16 protein-coding genes are annotated in these 18225 nt (G+C 63.9%); 4 read left to right on the top strand and 12 right to left on the bottom strand.

Going from position 1 to position 18225, the window contains the following annotated elements; translation table 11 throughout:
• A complete protein-coding gene (locus AB8841_RS18580; RefSeq protein WP_370437299.1) occupies positions 1 to 966 on the bottom strand; it encodes a 1-phosphofructokinase family hexose kinase in 966 nt (321 codons plus the stop codon).
• Positions 967 to 1219: 253 nt separating this feature from the next.
• Here AB8841_RS18580 and AB8841_RS18575 point away from each other — a divergent pair, with 253 nt between their 5' ends.
• The gene (locus AB8841_RS18575) at positions 1220 to 1657 is read left to right on the top strand and encodes a hypothetical protein (protein WP_370437298.1); all 438 of its coding nucleotides are present in this window, start codon (positions 1220 to 1222) and stop codon (positions 1655 to 1657) included.
• A gap of 214 nt (positions 1658 to 1871) precedes the next feature.
• Here the strand turns inward: AB8841_RS18575 and AB8841_RS18570 are convergent, their stop codons facing one another.
• Positions 1872 to 2879: a 2-hydroxyacid dehydrogenase gene (locus AB8841_RS18570; RefSeq protein WP_370437297.1), complete on the bottom strand. Its 1008-nt coding sequence runs from the start codon at positions 2877 to 2879 to the stop codon at positions 1872 to 1874.
• Positions 2880 to 3330: 451 nt separating this feature from the next.
• Between AB8841_RS18570 and rimO the strand changes: the two genes are divergently transcribed.
• Entirely contained in the window at positions 3331 to 4647 is a 1317-nt protein-coding gene (rimO, locus tag AB8841_RS18565; protein ID WP_370437296.1) for a 30S ribosomal protein S12 methylthiotransferase RimO, read from the top strand.
• A gap of 173 nt (positions 4648 to 4820) precedes the next feature.
• Here the strand turns inward: rimO and AB8841_RS18560 are convergent, their stop codons facing one another.
• From AB8841_RS18560 to AB8841_RS18550, 3 genes are all read right to left on the bottom strand, one after another.
• Positions 4821 to 6158 carry a dicarboxylate/amino acid:cation symporter gene (locus AB8841_RS18560; RefSeq protein WP_370437295.1) on the bottom strand — a complete coding sequence of 446 codons (1338 nt, stop codon included), beginning with the start codon at positions 6156 to 6158 and terminating at the stop codon, positions 4821 to 4823.
• A gap of 280 nt (positions 6159 to 6438) precedes the next feature.
• Positions 6439 to 6834 (bottom strand): cupin domain-containing protein, encoded by a 396-nt coding sequence (locus tag AB8841_RS18555; protein ID WP_370437294.1) that lies wholly within the window; start codon positions 6832 to 6834, stop codon positions 6439 to 6441.
• Positions 6835 to 7013: 179 nt separating this feature from the next.
• Entirely contained in the window at positions 7014 to 7310 is a 297-nt protein-coding gene (locus AB8841_RS18550) for a hypothetical protein (protein WP_370437293.1), read from the bottom strand.
• Between the two features lie 139 nt (positions 7311 to 7449).
• Between AB8841_RS18550 and AB8841_RS18545 the strand changes: the two genes are divergently transcribed.
• Positions 7450 to 9351, top strand: a complete 1902-nt coding sequence (locus AB8841_RS18545; protein WP_370437292.1) for an acyltransferase family protein — start codon at positions 7450 to 7452, stop codon at positions 9349 to 9351.
• Positions 9352 to 9669: 318 nt separating this feature from the next.
• Here AB8841_RS18545 and lpdA read toward each other — a convergent pair whose 3' ends face one another.
• The 7 genes from lpdA to eno form a co-directional block, all read right to left on the bottom strand.
• Positions 9670 to 11109 (bottom strand): dihydrolipoyl dehydrogenase, encoded by a 1440-nt coding sequence (gene lpdA / locus AB8841_RS18540; RefSeq protein ID WP_370437291.1) that lies wholly within the window; start codon positions 11107 to 11109, stop codon positions 9670 to 9672.
• A gap of 113 nt (positions 11110 to 11222) precedes the next feature.
• Entirely contained in the window at positions 11223 to 12653 is a 1431-nt protein-coding gene (locus AB8841_RS18535; protein WP_370437290.1) for a pyruvate dehydrogenase complex dihydrolipoamide acetyltransferase, read from the bottom strand.
• Positions 12654 to 12676: 23 nt separating this feature from the next.
• The gene (locus AB8841_RS18530) at positions 12677 to 12973 is read right to left on the bottom strand and encodes a DUF5076 domain-containing protein (RefSeq protein ID WP_370437289.1); all 297 of its coding nucleotides are present in this window, start codon (positions 12971 to 12973) and stop codon (positions 12677 to 12679) included.
• 4 nt (positions 12974 to 12977) lie between these two features.
• Positions 12978 to 14417 carry a pyruvate dehydrogenase complex E1 component subunit beta gene (locus AB8841_RS18525; RefSeq protein WP_370437288.1) on the bottom strand — a complete coding sequence of 480 codons (1440 nt, stop codon included), beginning with the start codon at positions 14415 to 14417 and terminating at the stop codon, positions 12978 to 12980.
• A 96-nt stretch (positions 14418 to 14513) separates the two neighbouring features.
• Positions 14514 to 15575, bottom strand: coding sequence for a pyruvate dehydrogenase (acetyl-transferring) E1 component subunit alpha (gene pdhA, locus AB8841_RS18520; RefSeq protein WP_370437287.1), 1062 nt, complete (start codon positions 15573 to 15575; stop codon positions 14514 to 14516).
• Positions 15576 to 15747: 172 nt separating this feature from the next.
• Positions 15748 to 16062 carry a septum formation initiator family protein gene (locus AB8841_RS18515; RefSeq protein WP_370439305.1) on the bottom strand — a complete coding sequence of 105 codons (315 nt, stop codon included), beginning with the start codon at positions 16060 to 16062 and terminating at the stop codon, positions 15748 to 15750.
• Positions 16063 to 16275: 213 nt separating this feature from the next.
• The gene (eno, locus tag AB8841_RS18510; protein ID WP_370437286.1) at positions 16276 to 17559 is read right to left on the bottom strand and encodes a phosphopyruvate hydratase; all 1284 of its coding nucleotides are present in this window, start codon (positions 17557 to 17559) and stop codon (positions 16276 to 16278) included.
• A 127-nt stretch (positions 17560 to 17686) separates the two neighbouring features.
• Between eno and queF the strand changes: the two genes are divergently transcribed.
• Positions 17687 to 18136, top strand: a complete 450-nt coding sequence (queF, locus tag AB8841_RS18505; protein WP_370437285.1) for a preQ(1) synthase — start codon at positions 17687 to 17689, stop codon at positions 18134 to 18136.
• Positions 18137 to 18225: the final 89 nt, after the last annotated feature.

Raw genomic sequence — 18225 nt, 5'->3', positions numbered from 1 at the left:
TCAGGAACGAGGGATGGCCTTCAGTGGAGCGATGGTAGCCGACGCGGTTTGCTGCGCGTAGAGGCGCTCGACGTCCTCCCGTCGGCACAGTCCCGTTCCGGGAGTCATGAGCGTCGCGGCCCCCGCCGCCATGCCGAGGCGCACGGCGCTGCGCAGGTCGAGACCCTGGACGAGCCCGAAGCAGACGGCAGCCACCATGCTGTCCCCGGCCCCCACCGCCGAACACACGGGAACGTCGATGGCGGGCAACCTCTCGTATCCCTGCGAGGTCACCAGAAGCGCCCCCTCTGCGCCCAGCGAGACGAGCATGACCTCGGAAACGCCTCGGGCGATCAGCCCGTAGGCTCCGTCGACCTGCTCCGCCTCGCTTCTCAGCTCCCGCCCGAGCCACTCCCGCAGCTCGCGAAGGCTGGGCTTGATCAGATATGCGCCGGATCTCACATGACGCAGGGCCTCTCCGGAGGTGTCGAGCACGAAGCGCGCGCCGACCCGCGTGGCGAGATCGGCAGTCTCCTGCACGAAATCCGGCGACACCCCGGGAGGAAGGCTCCCGCTCAGGACAGCCATCCGGGCGCCCTCGGCGGCACGGGCGATCTCGTCGAGGCAGGCCCGACGTTCCTTCGGGCTTAGCTCCGGTCCCGGCATGACGAAACGATATTGGAGGCCGCTTTTGCGCTCGTCGATCGTGAAGCTCTCCCGCGTGACGCCGCCGATGGGAATTTTCCGCGCCGGGATGTCCATTCCATCGAGGAGGTCTTCGATCATCGCACCGGTCGGGCCTCCGGCCGGGAACACGGCCAGGGCGCGCCCGCCGAGGGTCTGAACGACCCGCGCCACGTTGATCCCGCCCCCGCCAGGATCGTGCCGGACGGCGCCGCAGCGGACCTTGTCCGTCGGCGCCACCGCGTCCGCGCTCGTCGATACATCGAGCGCCGGATTCAGGGTGATCGTTACGATATCCGGCACGCCCGCAACCTCCATGTGCTCGTCCCCGCCGCATTGTTATAGGGCGCGCGACGGGAGCCCTACCCGCATGAGGCGGGAAACCTAGCATCGGACGCAGGGAGTGGCCTCCACTTTTGGGAGTGAATCGGATGCCCCTTCGAGAGCGCGCATCGTTCCTGCGAGAAACCGGGTCCACTTTTGCGAACGAGGCGCTACATCCTGGGTCGGCGCTTTGCCTCTCGTGGGATCCTCGAACGTCAAGGTGAGATCGGACATGTCATCGGCTCTGTCTTCCGCGCTGCCCGGAACTCTCGAATCCGACCTCGCGAAGGTGCTGGATTATTGGAAGGATCTCATCCGGGGCGAGAATTCCATGCCGTTCTCGGACGATGTGGACCTGTCCCGCCTGCCGGACCTTTCGCCCAACCTCCTTCTCCTGACCGCTTTCGAGAACCCCGACAGGTTCCGGTTCGAGACGGCGGGCGAGGCGATTGTCGGGGATTACGGCACCGCACTCGCAGGACGGTTCTCCGACGAGATGCCGCAGAAGCCTCCCCTGGAGGAGTTCACGGAGCAGTGCCTCATGGCGGTCTCGCAGAAGAGCCCGACATATTTTCGCTCCCCGGCGGCCGGCTATGCCCGCCTCGTGCTGCCGACATGGGGCGAAGGCCATGTCATGACGCTGCTGGGAGCCGTATCGAAGGCTCCTTAAAGCATCGGACGTGAAATCGAACTCACGTCCGACGGCTTCAACAGTTTGGTTTTGGGCACCATTTCACGTAGAACCGGGTCCCACTTTTGCGCTCGATGCTGTCCTTGCCTGAGCATCTTTTCACGCAAAACCGGGTCCCACTTTTGCGCTCGATGCTGTCCTTGCCTGAGCATCTTTTCACGCAAAACCGGGTCCCACTTTTGCGCTCGATGCCCTACCGCGCGATCCTTTCGGTGGAGACCTCATAGGCGGCCCTGCCGGTCCGCTCGAACGCCGTGACATTGGCGATGGTCGTTTCAGCGATGTTCGTCAGCGCCTCCTTGGTGAAGAAGGCTTGGTGCCCTGTCATGAGCACGTTCGGGAAGGTGAGCAGCCTGGCGAACACGTCGTCGTCGATGAAGCGCGCCGAGAGGTCCTCGAAGAACAGGTCGGCCTCCTCCTCGTAGACGTCGAGACCGAGATAGCCGATCACCCCGTCCTTCAGCCCTTGCAGGACGGCCTGCGTATCGACGACGGCCCCGCGGCTCGTGTTGATCAGCATCACGCCCGGCTTCATGCGCCGCAGCGCCTCTTCATTGACCAGATGGCGCGTCGCGGGCGTGAGCGGGCAATGCAGGGTGATGATGTCGGACGCCGAGAACAGGTCCTCGACCGGCACATAGGTCACGCCCATGCCGAGACAGGTCGGGTTCGGCTGGGGATCGAAGGCGATCACGCGGCATCCGAGCCCGATCAGGATGCGGCACATCACCTCGCCGATCTTGCCGGTTCCCACGACCCCGACCGTCTTGCCCGCGAGATCGAAGCCGAGGAGCCCTTCCAGGGCAAAGTTGCCCTCCCGCACCCGATTATAGGCGCGGTGGGTCATGCGGTTGAGCGCGAGGATCAGGGCGAGCGTGTACTCGGCGACCGCGTGGGGCGAATAGGCCGGCACCCGGGCGATCGCGATTCCCAGACGCTTGGCCGCCTCGAGATCCACGTTATTGAAGCCTGCCGAGCGCAAGACGACGAGGCGAATGCCCCTGGCACCGAGAGCCGCCAGCACGTCGGCGCCCACGTCGTCGTTGACGAAGGCGCAGACCGCATCCGCGTCCGCCACGAGTTCGCAGGTCTGAACGGAGAGCCGCGCCTCGAAAAAGGTCAGGCCGTGTCCGGTGCCCGCACAGGCCGCCTCCAGAAAGCGCTGGTCGTAACGCTTCGTGCTGAAGACTGCGATCCGCAATGGCTCCTCCTCGTGTCGGGGTCCGGCGGGCCCGGGGCAATATGCTCCCCGGCTTCGGATCTTAAACGATCAGGCGGCGGAAGCGTTGACCCGCATCAAGGACGGATCCGCCCCGGCACGGCGCCGGCCGCAGAACAACCTAGGCCGTTCAAGAGCTTACGCCTCTTCGGCCCTGAGAACAGCAAGTCTGTCCGGTGTTGTAAAGGCGGGCCCTCTGTTGTAAGGCATTCCCGCGCCTCAGTCGCGCGCTCCCTCGCCCGGAGCGCCTGCGCGGAGCGTGACGTCAACTTGAGAAGGTTCCCTCGGAGCGCCGAGATACCGGGCTCGCTGCGCGCCGGACGGCCTGCGCCGTGCGCCCGCTCAGGGCTCCCTCGCCATGATTTCGCACGGAAAGCCCCGCTACGGCCGCCTTCCCGATGTCCTTACAGTCTCTAAGAGTGGAATTTCGCGGATGAATGCTCCCGCACCCAAAGTCTCGTTCGTGTCCCTGGGCTGCCCGAAGGCCCTGGTCGATTCCGAGCGCATCATCACCCAGCTTCGCGCTCAAGGTTATCAGCTGACCAAGGAGCATGACGGGGCGGACGTGGTCATCGTCAATACCTGCGGCTTCCTCGACAGCGCCAAGGCCGAGTCCCTCGAGGCGATCGGCGAGGCCATGGCCGAGAACGGCAAGGTCATCGTGACCGGCTGCATGGGCGCCGAGCCCGAGCAGATCCGCGAGCATTTTCCGAACGTGCTCGCGATCACGGGTCCGCAGGCCTACGAATCGGTCGTTTCCGCCGTTCACGAGGCCGCCCCTCCCGCGCACGACCCCTTCGTCGACCTGGTACCCCCTCAGGGGGTGAAGCTCACGCCGCGCCACTATGCCTATTTGAAGATTTCCGAGGGCTGCAACAACCGCTGCACCTTCTGCATCATCCCGAAGCTGCGCGGCGATCTGGTCAGCCGCCCCATCGGGGACGTGCTGCGCGAGGCCGAAAAGCTCGCCAGGGCCGGCGTGAAGGAGCTGCTGGTCATCTCGCAGGACACCAGCGCCTACGGCCTCGACATCAAGTACCAACCGAGCCTCTGGAAGGATCGCGAGGTCCGCACGCGCTTCTACGAACTCGGCAAGGAGCTGGGCGAGCTCGGCATGTGGGTGCGCATGCACTACGTCTATCCCTACCCGCATGTGGACGAGATCATCCCGCTCATGGCGGAGGGCAAGATCCTTCCCTATCTCGACATTCCCTTCCAGCACGCCTCGCCGAGCGTGCTCAAGGCCATGCGCCGTCCCGGCAACCAGGAAAAGACCCTGGATCGCATCAGGAAGTGGCGTGAGATCTGCCCGGATCTCGCCATCCGGTCGACCTTCATCGTCGGCTTCCCGGGCGAGACCGAAGAAGACGTGAATTTCCTGATGCAGTGGCTTCAGGAGGCCAAGATCGATCGCGCCGGATGCTTCCAGTACGAACCCGTCCAGGGCGCCCCTGCCAACGACATCGCGGGCGCAGTGCCCGACGAGGTCAAGGAAGAGCGCTGGCACCGGTTCATGCAGACTCAGCAGACGGTCAGCGCCGAGCTTCTGAAGGGACGCGTCGGCAAGACCCTGCCGGTCATCATCGACGAACAGGGCGCCACCGTCGCCACCGGTCGCACCAAGTACGACGCGCCCGAGATCGACGGCGTCGTCTACGTGGCGTCCAAGACCCCGCTGAAGCCGGGCGAGATCGTCAACGTGAAGATCGAGAGCTCGGACGAGTACGACCTGCACGGGACGGCCGTTTAAGCTCAGGCCATCCCGCCTCTCGCGTCATCCCCGCTTAGGCGGGGATCGATATCCGCTGGCGCTCCCGGCACCCGAGCATCGGGTGTGGAATCGAACCCGGATCCGATGCAGTCAGTCTCTGTGTTTGAGCATCTTTTCCCGCAAAACCGGTTCCCACCTTTGCGTTCGATGCTCTAATCGGTCCGCACCGCCGTCTCGATGTCGGACGGATCGATCTGGCGGTCGAGACCGGCCCTGAGCTTCTCGCGGTCGAGCTCGCCTTCCCACCAGGCCACGACGATCGTGGCGACGCCGTTGCCGGTGATGTTGGTGAGTGCCCTCACCTCGCTCATGAACTTGTCGATGCCGAGCAGAACCGCCATGCCGGGCACGAGGGCCGGGTTCACGACGGTAAGCGTGGCTGCGAGCGTGATGAAACCCGCACCCGTGACGCCGCTCGCTCCCTTCGACGTCAGAAGCGCCACCACGAGAATGGTGAGTTGCTGTCCGAGGGTGAGGTCGAATTTGAGCGCCTGTGCGATGAACAGGGTCGCGAGCGTCATGTAGATGTTCGTGCCGTCGAGGTTGAAGGAATACCCGGTGGGCACGACGAGACCGACGACGGATTTGGAGCAGCCGAGCCGCTCCAGCTTCTCCATGAGCTGCGGCAGCGCGCTTTCGGACGAACTGGTGCCGAGCACGATCAGAAGCTCGTCCTTGATATATCCGACGAATTTGAAGATCGAGAAGCCCACGACCCGCGCGATGATGCCGAGCACGACGAAGACGAACAGGGCGGCCGTCGCGTAAAAGGTGAGGATCAGCCCGAAGAGATTTCCCAGCGCCGTGGGACCGTAGCGGCCGATCGTATAGGCCATGGCGCCGAACGCACCGATCGGAGCAGCCTTCATGATGATGGCGATGACCCCGAACACGGCGTGGGCCGTGTCGTCGATGAAGCTGCGAAGCTTGTCGGCCCGCTCGCCCAGGGCGAGCAGCGCAAAGCCGAGGAGTATGGCAAACAGCAGGACCTGCAGGATCTCGCCCTGCGCGAAGGCACCCACCACGCTGTCGGGGATGATGTGCAGGAGGAAGTCCACGGGATGCTGCTCGGCGGCCTGTTTGGTGTAGGTCGCGACGGCGTTCGGGTCCGGCGTTCCCGAAAAGCCTGCCCCGGGCCGCACGAGATTGCCAATGAGCAGGCCGATGATGAGCGCAAAGGTGGATACCACCTCGAAATAGACCAGCGCCTTGATGCCGACGCGCCCCACCTTCCTGGCGTCCTGGATATGGGAGATGCCCGACACGACGGTGCAGAAGATGATGGGCGTGATGACCATCTTGATGAGCTTGATGAAGCCGTCGCCGAGCGCCTTGATCCAGTCGCTCTTGGCGATGTCCGGCGCGAGCCAGCCAAGGAGGATGCCGAGGAAGATGGCAATCAGAACCTGGATGTAGAGCACCTTGTACCAGGGCTTGCGGCTGCGGGCCGGAAGAGCCGCGCGTTCGGCAGTGGCAGGAATGGTCCTCATGGCGTTTGACCCCGAACCTGGAACGGATCGCAGGCCCGCCTGGACTTCGGCGGACCGCCTCGACCGGCCCGTGTCGGGCGGATTCGCCAAGCTGCAGGCATTGCGACCTCCAGCCCGATAACGCAGCAAACCGCCCCGGGTCGCATGGGAGCGGCGCCGTTGGGCAGGCGGCTCCTTTCACTCCCGCCACTCCCGGGTTAGTCCCGGCGATCTGCCTCTGAGGCCGCAATGCATCCAGACTTGGCATCCGGGCCCGAAGTCCGCCCAAACGGGCAGGCGGTCAGGATCCGTATTGCTCGTCGGTGACGTGCTCCATCCAATCGACCGCCTTGCCATCGAGCATTTCCTGAATGGCGATGTGGGTCATGGCCGTTGTCGGAGCCGCGCCGTGCCAATGCTTCTCGCCGGGTTCGAACCAGACCACATCGCCGGGACGGATTTCCTCGACCGGGCCGCCCTCGCGCTGAACCCGGCCGCAGCCGGCGGTGACGATCAGCACCTGGCCGAGCGGATGGGTATGCCAGGCGGTCCGGGCGCCGGGCTCGAACGTGACCGCGTTGCCCGCGGCCCGCGCCGGAGCGCTTGCGGGAAACAGCGGGTCGATGCGGACCATGCCGGTGAACCATTCCACAGGCCCTCGACCGGAAGGCTGTGAACCGCTGCGCTTGATCTCCATGGTCGCTCTCCCTCGTCCTTGGACACTAGCGCATCGTGCGGAAAAGTGGACCCGGTTTTCGCAGACGCGGCCCTCCGGGTCCGCCCAAACGATGCGCTCGCGTCTTTCTGAACGGATAAGGAGGCCGCGGCGAAGCCCTGCACCGCAAAGCGCGATTCTGGCTCCTCTGGGAGCGGCCGTCATATGATGAGGAACGCGGCCGCGCTCAAGTCGATCTCGCCGACGGTGGCGAACTTGATCTGCTGCTGAGGTCCGTCACCATCGGGGTCGTAATACGGCGTCCCGGCGCTCTTGTTGAAGATGATCCTGTCGCCTTCGGCACGAGCCTTGGTGCCCGACCAGAAATTGTCGGCGCTCAGGATTCCGTTTTTGCCGATATCCCCGAAGACGGTACGGCTCGGACGAATCCAATCGGTCCCGGGGGTGAAGTCGGTCATGACATCCACGTTGTCGCGTCCCAGAGGCGTGTCGAACACGAAGCCCTCGCCGCGAACCCATCACCCCATGGTATAGCATACGATAGATCTGCTTGCGCTGAGGAAGCGCGGCTGTTGCCATGGGGCCTCGGACATCAATTCCCCGGTTCCTTATGCGCTGACAGCCAGGATTTCCCGAATGCCAACGGTGCAGTACAGGCGTGAGATCGATGGCCTGCGGGCCGTCGCGGTTCTCTCTGTTGTCTTGTTTCACGCCGGTGTCGAGAGTTTCGCCGGCGGCTTCGTCGGCGTCGACGTCTTCTTCGTCATCAGCGGTTATCTTATTACATCTCTGATCCTGAGTGAGAAGGCCGCCGGTCACTTCAGCTTCCTGCGGTTCTACGAGCGGCGAGCCAGAAGGATCCTGCCCGCGCTGTTCCTCGTGATCGTCGCGACGATCCCGGTCGCGTGGCAATTGCTGCTCCCGGACCCGATGAAGGACTTCGCCCAGAGCGTCGCTTTCGTGTCCTTCTTCTCGTCCAACATCCTGTTCTGGAAGGAAAGCGGGTATTTCGACACGAACGCGGAGTTGAAACCGCTGCTGCATACCTGGAGCCTGGCAGTCGAGGAGCAATATTACCTGCTCTTTCCGCTGATCCTGCTCGCTTTTCTGAGAAGGGGCAAAAAGTGGGTCGGGATCGCCCTCGCCTCGCTCTGCCTCGCGAGCTTCGTGGCCGCGCAGTCCGGCTCGACGAGCAATCCCGTCAAGACCTTCTATCTGCTTCCGACGCGTGGCTGGGAGATGCTGATCGGAGCCCTGATCGCATTGTATGGCTTCAACCGCGAGATCGCCTGGGCGTCATCCGCCACGGTGACGAGATCGATCAACGAGACTGCAAGCCTGATTGGCCTCGGCATGATCGCATGGGCGGTCTTCGCCTTCGATGAAAGAACCCCTTTTCCGGGTATATACGCGCTTTTGCCGACCGTCGGCGCGGGGCTGATCATCCTGTGCGCGTCTCCCGAGACATTCATCGGTCGGGCGCTCGGCTGGAAACTGCCGGTCGGAATAGGTCTCGTCAGTTACAGCTTCTATCTGTGGCACCAGCCCCTGTTGGCGCTGGCGCGTTACTGGAGGCCGGATATCGAGAAGGGTGTGCTGCTGCTGTTGGCCGGCCTTGCCGGCGTCCTGGCCTGCCTGAGCTGGCGCTATGTGGAGCGTCCGTTCCGGGACAGGACGAGAGTGGGCAGACGGCAGATCCTCGCCTTCTCGGTCACCGGCAGCGTTCTCCTGGCCCTGTTCGGCTGGGCCGGCCACGCATCCGACGGATTTCCGGCGCGCTATTCCCTTGAGGACCAATCGCTGACAATGCCTACGGACCGCCATGCCGACTACGTCTGGCAGCGGTTCAACGAACGCGCCCTGAAAGACTTCGATCCGCAAGGCGGGCGCAAGATTCTCGTGATCGGGGACAGTTTTTCCGCGGATCTCATCAACGCCCTCTATGAATCCGGTCTCGGTAACGGGATTCAGATCTCGACCTACGGAGTGAGCGGAAGTTGCGGCAATCTTTACTTGGAGATGGATCTCCTTGCCAAAGTCCATCCCAAGGATCGCGCATTCTGCGCAAAGCAGAACTGGTATGCCAACGACAAGCTCCATACCTTGATGCAGCAAGCCGATGCGATTTGGCTGGTTTCGAGCTGGCAGGCTTGGCAAACGAGCCTGCTGCCGGAAAGCAAGCGAAATCTCGAAAGAGATTTCGGCAAGAAGGTGCTCGTCTTTGGGCGCAAGGACTTGGGCATGATCAACTTGAGACAGTTGATGTTACTGTCAGAGAAGCAGCGCATCGAGCTTCAGACGACCATGCGATCCAGTCATATCAAGGTCAACGCGTCGATGTTGAAAACGCTGGGGCAGGACTTCGTTGACGTTTCAGAGCTCCTTTGTGGACATCGCACCAAATGTCATCCGTTTACGAAGGACGGAAAGTTGATCTCGTTCGACGGTGGGCATTTGACCCAGGATGGCGCCCGATACCTTGGGCAACGGATTGCCGAGAGCATCGAGGCGCGCAGGCTCATGGGGCTCTCGAACTAGACCGAGGCGATATTCAGGATTCTGTTTGAGCAGATGGTATCGTTCGTGGATCCCAAGGTTGACGGGATCTGGAGACTTGGAGATCACTAGATCGTCGAAAGCAAAAGTGGAAACCGCTTTTGCGCGCCGTCCGCCTGCGTCGCTCGCTCAGGACCGCCATTGCATCGGGCCCAAGTCATAATCCGGCCTTGTCGCGCCGGGTGACCGCCGATCGGAGCTGCCGCTACGTGCCGACAGATCGCATCTACCATGAAGGCTGGTTGCGGCAGGCTGTCCGCGTCGAAAGAAGAAGGGCGGAGCCCTGCTCCGCCCTCTCGGTCAGATGTGGATGGCTCGCCCGTAGGCGTCGAGGACGGCCTCGTGCATGGTCTCCGAAATCGTCGGATGCGGGAAGACCGCGTGGATCAGCTCCTCTTCCGTCGTTTCCAGATTCATGGCGATCACGAATCCCTGGATCATTTCGGTCACCTCCGCGCCCACCATGTGGGCGCCGAGCAGTTGGCCGGTCTTCTTGTCGAAGATCGTCTTCACCATGCCGTCCGGCTCGCCGAGCGCGATGGCCTTGCCGTTACCCACGAACGGGAAGCGGCCGACGCGGATGTCGTAGCCCTGCTCCTTCGCCTTGGCCTCGGTGAGGCCCACGGACGCTACCTGCGGATTGCAATAGGTGCAGCCGGGGATCTTGCCCTTGTCCATCGGGTGCGTATGCAGGCCCTTGATGGTTTCGACGCAGATCACGCCTTCGTGCTCGGCCTTGTGCGCCAGCATGGGCGCGCCCGCCACGTCGCCGATGGCATAGATGCCGGGCACGTTCGTCCGGCCGAGGCCGTCGGTCACGATGACGCCGCGTTCGATCGTAACGCCGATCTTCTCGAGGCCGAGATTCTCGATGTTGCCGACGACGCCGACCGCCGAGATCATCCGCTCGGCGGTGATCGTCTGCGTACCGCCCTTGCCGTCGTCGATGGTGGCGGTCACCGAATTCGCGCCTTTCTCCACCTTCGCGACCTTCGCGCCGGTGAAGATCTTCATGCCCTGCTTCTCGAAGCGCTTGCGGGCCAGCGCTGCGATCTCCGCGTCCTCGACGGGCATGATCTGCGGCAGCACCTCGACCACCGTCACCTCGACCCCCATGGTGCGGTAGAACGAGGCGAACTCGATGCCGATGGCGCCCGAACCCATGACCAGCAGCGACTTCGGCATGGAGGGCGGAACCATCGCCTCGAAATAGGTCCAGATCAGCTTGCCGTCCGGCTCGATGCCCGGCAGCGCGCGCGGACGGGCGCCGGTGGCGATGATGATGTGCTTGGCCGAATAGGTGCCGGGTTCCAGCACGCCCTTCGGGGTCGGATGCTGCGGCTGCATGGCCGGCTTCTTGGAAGCGGTCACCACAACTTCGCCGGGCTTCGAGATCGAGGCCTCACCCCAGATCACGTCGACCTTGTTCTTCTTGAGCAGCATGCCCACGCCGCCATTGAGGCGCCCCGACACGCCGCGCGAGCGCTGCACGATCGCGGCCGGATCGAAGCCGATGCCCTGCGCGGAGAGCCCGTAATCCTTGGCGTGCTCCATGTAGTGATAGATTTCCGCCGAACGCAGGAGCGCCTTGGTGGGAATGCAGCCCCAGTTGAGGCAGATGCCGCCCAGGTGCTCGCGTTCCACGACGGCGGTCTTGAACCCGAGCTGCGCGGCGCGGATCGCCGCCACGTAGCCCCCCGGCCCGCCGCCGATGACGATGATGTCGTATTGGTTTGCCATGGAATTCCCCCGTCATGCCCGGGCTTGCCCCGGGGCATCGACGTCTATTCGCGCCGGGTCTCATTGAAGGAAGGCGTGGATGGCCGGCACGGGGCCGGCCATGCCGTTCGGTGCTAGACCAGCATCCCCATCGGGTTCTCGATGAGTTGCTTGAAGGCCGCGAGGAGTTCCGCGCCGAGTGCGCCATCGACCACGCGGTGATCGCAGGACAGCGTCACAGTCATGGCCTGCACGACGGCGGGAGCGCCGTTCTTCACCACGACCCGCTGCTCGCCCGCGCCGACGGCGAGGATCGTGCCATGCGGCGGGTTGATGACGGCCTGGAAGTCCTTGATGCCGTACATGCCGAGGTTCGACACCGCCGTCGAGCCGCCGGTATATTCCTCCGGCTTCAGGCGACGGTTGCGGGCGCGGCCCGCCATGTCCTTCACCTCGGCAGAGATGGCGGTGAGCGTCTTCTGCTCGGCTTTGCGCACCACGGGCGTGAACAGGCCACCCTCGATGGCGACGGCGACGCCCACGTCCGAATGCTTCATCTTCAGAATGCGGTCCTCGGCCCAGACCGAATTCGCGGCAGGCACGCGCTGGAGCGCGATGGCGAGCGCCTTGATGACGAAGTCGTTCACCGAGAGCTTGTAGGCGGGCTTGCCGTCCTTGTCCTTGCCCGCCGCGGCATTGATCTGCTCGCGCAGAGCCATGAGCGCGTCGAGCTCGCAATCGAGCGAAAGGTAGAAATGCGGAACGGTCTGCTTCGATTCGACGAGACGCTTGGCGATGGTCTTGCGCATGCCGTCGAGGGGCACTTCCTCGTAGGTGCCGGCCTCGAACATCGCCTTGACCTGATCGGCCCCCATGCTCGGCGCCAGAACCGGAGCCTGCGCGGGCTTCGCGGCGGCCGGAGCGGCGGCTGCCGCAGGAGCGGCAGCAGGCTTCGCACCACCGCCCTGAAGGGCCGCGCGCACGTCCTTCTCGACGATGCGGCCATGCGGGCCGGAGCCCTGGATCGCGGCGATGTCGATGCCGCCTTCGCGGGCGATCCGCTTGGCGAGCGGCGAGGCGAAGACGCGGCCGCCGCCGGCCTGCTGCCCTGCCCCGTTCGGCTTCGCGCCCTGCGCGGGTCCGGCGGGAGCCTGATCGACGCGGGCGTATTCCCTGTGAGCGGCCTGATCGCCCGGAACCGTGTTGGCCTGCGGCGCAGGAGCCGTGGCGGGAGCAGTCGGAGCCGGCGCCGGCGGAGCCTCGGCCTTCGCGGGCGCCGGAGCGCCGCCACCGGCAGGAGCCGTGACGCTTTTCGGGTCCTCACCCTCGCTGGCGATCAGGGCGATCACCTGATTGACCGGGACGTCGGCCGTTCCTTCCGGCACGACGATCTTGGCGAGGACGCCTTCGTCCACCGCCTCCACTTCCATGGTGGCCTTGTCGGTTTCGATCTCGGCGATCACGTCGCCGGATTTCACCGTGTCGCCCTCTTTCTTCAGCCACTTGGCAAGGTTGCCCTTTTCCATGGTGGGAGAGAGAGCGGGCATCAGGATATTGATGGGCATGGCGTTTGGATCCTGATCTTGAATCAGTTGACGGCTTGCGACGAGCCGGGATCGGTCGGGTTGTCCAGCTCGGCTTGAATGCCTGAAACGATCTCCGCCAGGGCCTCCTCTTCCGAGAAGTCGGTTTCCATGGCGTAGACGCGCGCGGCGTGGCGGGCGAGATCCACCAGGAGCACGCCCCAGGTGAACGGATCGTCGAAGGCGCGGCGCAGCGCGATGCTGACCGCCCCGTCGACCACCGAAGCCCTCAGGATTTCGACGCCGCCCTTCTCGAGCGCATCAGGCGGCACGTTGAGAGCTTCGAATTTCCGCTCTTTCATGGTCTCACCTGTAGCAGACGGCCTTCACCGCCTGGACCACCTCGGCGACGGACGGGAGCGCCAGCTTCTCGAGGTTCGCTGCATAAGGCATGGGCACGTCCTTGCCCGTCACGCGGATCACGGGCGCGTCGAGATAATCGAACGCGTTCTCCATGATGCGTGCGGCGATCTCCGCGCCGACGCCGGATTGCGGGTAGCCTTCCTCCACCGTGACGCAACGCCCGGTCTTCATGACGGAAGCCACGATGGTGTCGGTATCCATGGGACGGATCGTCCGCAGGTCGATCACCTCGGCCTCGATGCCTTCCTTCTCCAGCTCCTGCGCGGCCTTGAGCGCATAGGTCATGCCCATCGAGAAGGAGACGATCGTGACGTCCTTGCCCTCGCGATGGATCCGCGCCTTGCCGATGGGAATCGTGAAGTCGTCGAGTTTCGGAACCGGGAACGATTGTCCGTAGAGAATCTCGTTCTCCAGGAAGATCACCGGGTTCGGATCGCGGATGGCGCTCTTGAGCAGGCCTTTCGCGTCGGAGGCCGTATAGGGCGCGACGACCTTGAGGCCCGGAATGGCGGAATACCACGCCGAGAAGTCCTGGCTGTGCTGCGCCGCCACGCGGGCGGCCGCGCCGTTCGGACCGCGGAATACGATGGGCGCGCCGAGCTGGCCGCCGGACATGTAGAGGGTCTTGGCCGCCGAGTTGATGATCTGGTCGATCGCCTGCATGGCGAAGTTGAAAGTCATGAATTCGACGATGGGGCGCAGGCCCGTGAAGGCCGCGCCGACGCCGACGCCGGCAAAGCCGTGCTCGGTGATGGGCGTGTCGATCACCCGCCTTGCGCTGAACTCCTGGAGCAGGCCTTGCGTGACCTTGTAGGCGCCCTGGTACTCGGCCACCTCTTCGCCCATGACGAAGACGTTCTCGTCCCTGCGCATCTCTTCGGCCATGGCGTCGCGAAGCGCTTCGCGGACGGTCATGGAGACCATCTCGGTGCCTTCCGGAATCTCGGCCATGGCGTCGTAACCGGTGCGGTTCGTGATCACCGAGGGAGCGGCCGGCGTCGAGAGATCCGTCTGCTGCGGACGCTCGGTGGGGGCCGGACGGTCCGCCAGGCCTTCCGCCTGCATGTCCGGAACCGGAGCAGGCTGCGCGGCCGGCTGAGGAGCCGACGGACCCTTCGGCGAAACCGAGGACACGTCCTCGCCCTCGCCTGCCAGGATCGCGATGGGGGTGTTCACGGCGACGTTGTCGGTGCCGTCGGAAACCAGGATCTTGGCGAGGACGCCCTCGTCGATCGCCTCGACCTCCATGGTTGCCTTGTCGGTCTCGATCTCGGCCAGTACGTCGCCGGGCTTGACCTTGTCGCCTTCTTTTTTCAGCCACTTGGCCAGTTTGCCCTGCTCCATGGTGGGCGAGAGGGCAGGCATGAGAATATCGGTCGCCATGAAAGACTCGTGTTGATTGTCGCTGCGGCGAAAGTTTCGGAGCGGCGCTGAGGCGCGCCGCCATGAGTCAGTGGAGCGTAGCCTTCAGGACCATGCTCAGAGGAGGATATCCGTGTAGAGTTCGGCCGGATCGGGCTCGGGATCGTGCGTGGCGAACTCGGCGGCCTCGTTGACGATCTCGCGCACCTTGCTGTCGAAGGCCTTCAGCTCGTCTTCCGACAGCTTCCAGCTCTCCAGCAGACGGCGGCGCACCTGCTCGATGGGATCGTGCTCCTCGCGCATGCGGGTCACCTCGTCCTTCGTGCGGTACTTCGCCGGGTCGGACATCGAGTGACCGCGGTAGCGGTAGGTCTGCATCTCGAGAATATACGGCCCCTTGCCGGAGCGGGCATATTCGACCGCGCGCTGGCCGGCGGCGTAGACCGCCCGGACGTCCATGCCGTCCACCTGCTCGCCCGGAATGCCGAAGGACACGCCGCGCTTCGAGAAATCCGTCTGGGCCGAAGCGCGGTTCACGGCGGTGCCCATCGCGTAGCGATTGTTCTCGATCACGTAGACCACGGGCAGCTTCCAGAGCTGCGCCATGTTGAAGCTCTCGTAGACCTGGCCCTGGTTCGCCGCGCCGTCGCCGAAATAGGTCAGGCAGACATTGCCGTTCTCGCGATAGCGATTGGCGAAGGCGATGCCGGTGCCCAGCGACACCTGCGCGCCGACGATGCCATGCCCGCCGTAGAAGTTCTCCTCCTTGGAGAACATGTGCATGGAGCCGCCCTTGCCCTTCGACAGGCCGCCGCGGCGTCCGGTCAGTTCGGCCATGACGCCCTTCGCGTCCATGCCGCAGGCAAGCATGTGACCGTGGTCACGGTAACCGGTGATCACCTGGTCACCCTTTTTCGTCGCCATCTGCATGCCGACGACCACGGCCTCCTGGCCGATATAGAGGTGACAGAAACCGCCGATGAGGCCCATGCCGTACATCTGGCCGGACTTCTCTTCGAAGCGGCGGATCAGCAGCATATCGTTATAGGCTGCGAGATCCTGATCCTTGTCGAATTGTGGGGTATTGGGGGCAGCTCCGCGCACGGAGCCTTTGCTGGAAGTGGACTTGTTAGCCGCGCCTGCACCGGCACGGCCCGCCTTGCGGGCAGCAACAGCCATCGGTTCCTCCGAAGGGTTTCCTCGACGAAAGTTGTAGCGCAGCGGAAACCGGAAATCGAGAGGCCCAAATGACGTTTTGCGCTGCACAATGAATCGCGCAACTCGCTGATTACCAAAGTGAATTTTCGATTAACAGAAATTCAGTTAATTCATTCTTTGGGGCTAGTCGCGGTTAAGGCCCGGTGATGATGACGAGATCGTTCTTATGGACACGTCCTAACATTACGCGTGCCCGCTCCTCGAGAAGGTCACGATCGATCTGATCGCTCCGGAGCAATGCGATGCGACGCTCCCAGTGAGTCCGCTCGTCCTTGAGGTCGTCGAGCTCCTTGTTCAGCTCCGCCATCTGGGCTTCGTATTTCTGCTGAGCCTCGATGCCGCGCGCGCCGCTGTGAGCGTGGTGAACGAAGTAAGCCGCGACCGCCGCCGAGATGCTGTAGAGCACCAGCGGAATCAAAAACCGTCTCAATCGTCTGCGGATCACCATGGTGATGGTTTGTACCCGCACATGGTTAAGGAGCCGTTTAGAGCATCGAGCGCAAAAGCGGGAACCGGTAGAGCGTGAAAGATGCTCAAACCAAAATGTTGGATGCTGTAGGAGCCGAAATCTCCATCACGGAACCGGGTCCATCAGCGGCCCGGACAACGAAAAAGGGCCGCCTTTCGGCAGCCCTTCCTCAACACATGAACAGCGATCTTGTTACGAAAACGCCTTCAGCGCGGCGCGGCCTGCATACCTGGCCTGGGAGCCCAGCTCCTCCTCGATGCGGATGAGCTGGTTGTACTTGGCCAGCCGGTCGGAGCGGGCGAGCGAGCCGGTCTTGATCTGCCCGCAATTGGTCGCGACCGCGAGATCCGCGATGGTGGAGTCTTCCGTCTCGCCGGAGCGGTGGGACATGACGGCGGTGTAGCCGGCGCGCTGGGCCATGTCGACCGCGTCGAGGGTCTCGGTGAGCGAGCCGATCTGGTTCACCTTCACGAGAAGCGAGTTGGCGACGCCCTGCTTGATGCCCTGCGAGAGGCGGTTCACGTTGGTGACGAAGAGATCGTCGCCGACGAGCTGGCACTTGGAGCCGATGAGATCGGTCACGGCCTTCCAGCCCTCCCAATCGTCCTCGGACATGCCGTCCTCGATGGTGGCGATGGGATAGGCCGCGACGAGCTTCGCCAGGTACTCGGCCTGCTGCTGCGGCGAGAGGGTCTGGCCCGTGCCCTCGTAGCGATAGGCGCCGTCCTTGAAGAATTCGGTGGCGGCGCAGTCGAGGCCGATCACCATGTCCTGGCCGGGCTTGTAGCCCGCCTGCTCGATGGACTTCATGATGAAGTCGAGCGCGGCCTCGGCGGAGGGCAGGTTCGGGGCGAAGCCGCCCTCGTCGCCCACATTGGTGTTGTGACCGGCGTCCTTCAGGGCCTTCTTGAGGGTGTGGAACACCTCGGCGCCCATGCGCACCGCTTCCGACAGGGTCGGAGCGCCGACCGGCAGGATCATGAACTCCTGGAAGTCGATGGGGTTGTCCGCATGCGCGCCGCCATTGATGATGTTCATCATCGGCACCGGCAGCACACGGGCCTGGGTGCCGCCGACATAGCGGTAGAGCGGCAGCGTCGAGGCCTCGGCCGCGGCCTTCGCCACGGCGAGCGAGACGCCGAGAATCGCGTTGGCGCCCAGGCGGCTCTTGTTCGGAGTGCCGTCGAGCTCGATCATGGTCTCGTCGATGGCCACCTGCTCCTCGGCGTCCATGCCGCCGATGGCGTCGAGAATCTCGTTGTTCACGGCATCGACGGCCTTCAGCACGCCCTTGCCGAGATACTTGGACTTGTCGCCGTCACGAAGCTCGACCGCCTCGTGAGCGCCCGTCGACGCGCCGGAGGGAACGGCCGCACGGCCCATGGAGCCGTCTTCGAGGGTGACATCCACTTCGACGGTGGGATTGCCACGGCTGTCGAGGATCTGGCGGGCGAAAACGTCGATGATCGCGGTCATGAAGCAGACTCCTGAGGCTGAAGAGCGGCCGATGCGGCCTCACGTCATGGAATGGCTTATTGACCGAAACGCCGAAGCGGGCAAGGACGAGAGCAGCCCATGACCTCCTGATCCAAGGTGAAATACGATGACGGAGACCCACCTCCAGCTCGGTCAGACGACCGCGACGCCCCTGTCCCCCGAGGCCGCCACGCTCGACCGGGTGCCCAACCCGCACCCGGACACGGATTATCTCGCCCGGTTCACGGTGCCGGAATTCACGTCCCTGTGCCCGGTGACGGGCCAGCCCGATTTCGCAATTCTCGTGATCGACTACGTGCCGGGCCCATGGCTCGTCGAGTCGAAGTCCCTGAAGCTCTACATGCACAGCTTCCGCAACCACGGCGCCTTTCACGAGGATTGCACGGTGGCTATCGGCAAGCGCCTCGCCGGGCTCCTTGAGCCCCGATTCCTGAGGATCGGCGGCTATTGGTATCCCCGCGGCGGCATTCCGATCGACGTGTTCTGGCAGACGGGCGAACTGCCGAAGAACCTCTGGCTGCCCGACCAGGGCGTCGCGCCCTACAGGGCCCGCTAGCGCATCGTGCGAACGGGTGGACCCGGTTTTTCGCAACAATGATGCGATGCTCAAGTCTATGGTCTTGAGCATCTTTTCACGCAAAACCG

The sequence above is a fragment of the Microvirga sp. TS319 genome (assembly GCF_041276405.1).
GTDB lineage: Bacteria > Pseudomonadota > Alphaproteobacteria > Rhizobiales > Beijerinckiaceae > Microvirga.
Note: the sequence above shows the minus strand (reverse complement) of the source record. Positions and strands in the feature narration are given on the sequence as shown.

Coding starts and splice junctions, on each gene's coding strand:
- AB8841_RS18575 (WP_370437298.1), top strand. CDS start 1,220: ATGTCATCGGCTCTGTCTTCCGCGCTGCCCGGAACTCTCGAATCCGAC.
- rimO (WP_370437296.1), top strand. CDS start 3,331: ATGAATGCTCCCGCACCCAAAGTCTCGTTCGTGTCCCTGGGCTGCCCG.
- AB8841_RS18560 (WP_370437295.1), bottom strand. CDS start 6,158: ATGAGGACCATTCCTGCCACTGCCGAACGCGCGGCTCTTCCGGCCCGC.
- AB8841_RS18555 (WP_370437294.1), bottom strand. CDS start 6,834: ATGGAGATCAAGCGCAGCGGTTCACAGCCTTCCGGTCGAGGGCCTGTG.
- AB8841_RS18545 (WP_370437292.1), top strand. CDS start 7,450: ATGCCAACGGTGCAGTACAGGCGTGAGATCGATGGCCTGCGGGCCGTC.
- lpdA (WP_370437291.1), bottom strand. CDS start 11,109: ATGGCAAACCAATACGACATCATCGTCATCGGCGGCGGGCCGGGGGGC.
- AB8841_RS18535 (WP_370437290.1), bottom strand. CDS start 12,653: ATGCCCATCAATATCCTGATGCCCGCTCTCTCTCCCACCATGGAAAAG.
- AB8841_RS18530 (WP_370437289.1), bottom strand. CDS start 12,973: ATGAAAGAGCGGAAATTCGAAGCTCTCAACGTGCCGCCTGATGCGCTC.
- AB8841_RS18525 (WP_370437288.1), bottom strand. CDS start 14,417: ATGGCGACCGATATTCTCATGCCTGCCCTCTCGCCCACCATGGAGCAG.
- pdhA (WP_370437287.1), bottom strand. CDS start 15,575: ATGGCTGTTGCTGCCCGCAAGGCGGGCCGTGCCGGTGCAGGCGCGGCT.
- AB8841_RS18515 (WP_370439305.1), bottom strand. CDS start 16,062: ATGGTGATCCGCAGACGATTGAGACGGTTTTTGATTCCGCTGGTGCTC.
- eno (WP_370437286.1), bottom strand. CDS start 17,559: ATGACCGCGATCATCGACGTTTTCGCCCGCCAGATCCTCGACAGCCGT.
- queF (WP_370437285.1), top strand. CDS start 17,687: ATGACGGAGACCCACCTCCAGCTCGGTCAGACGACCGCGACGCCCCTG.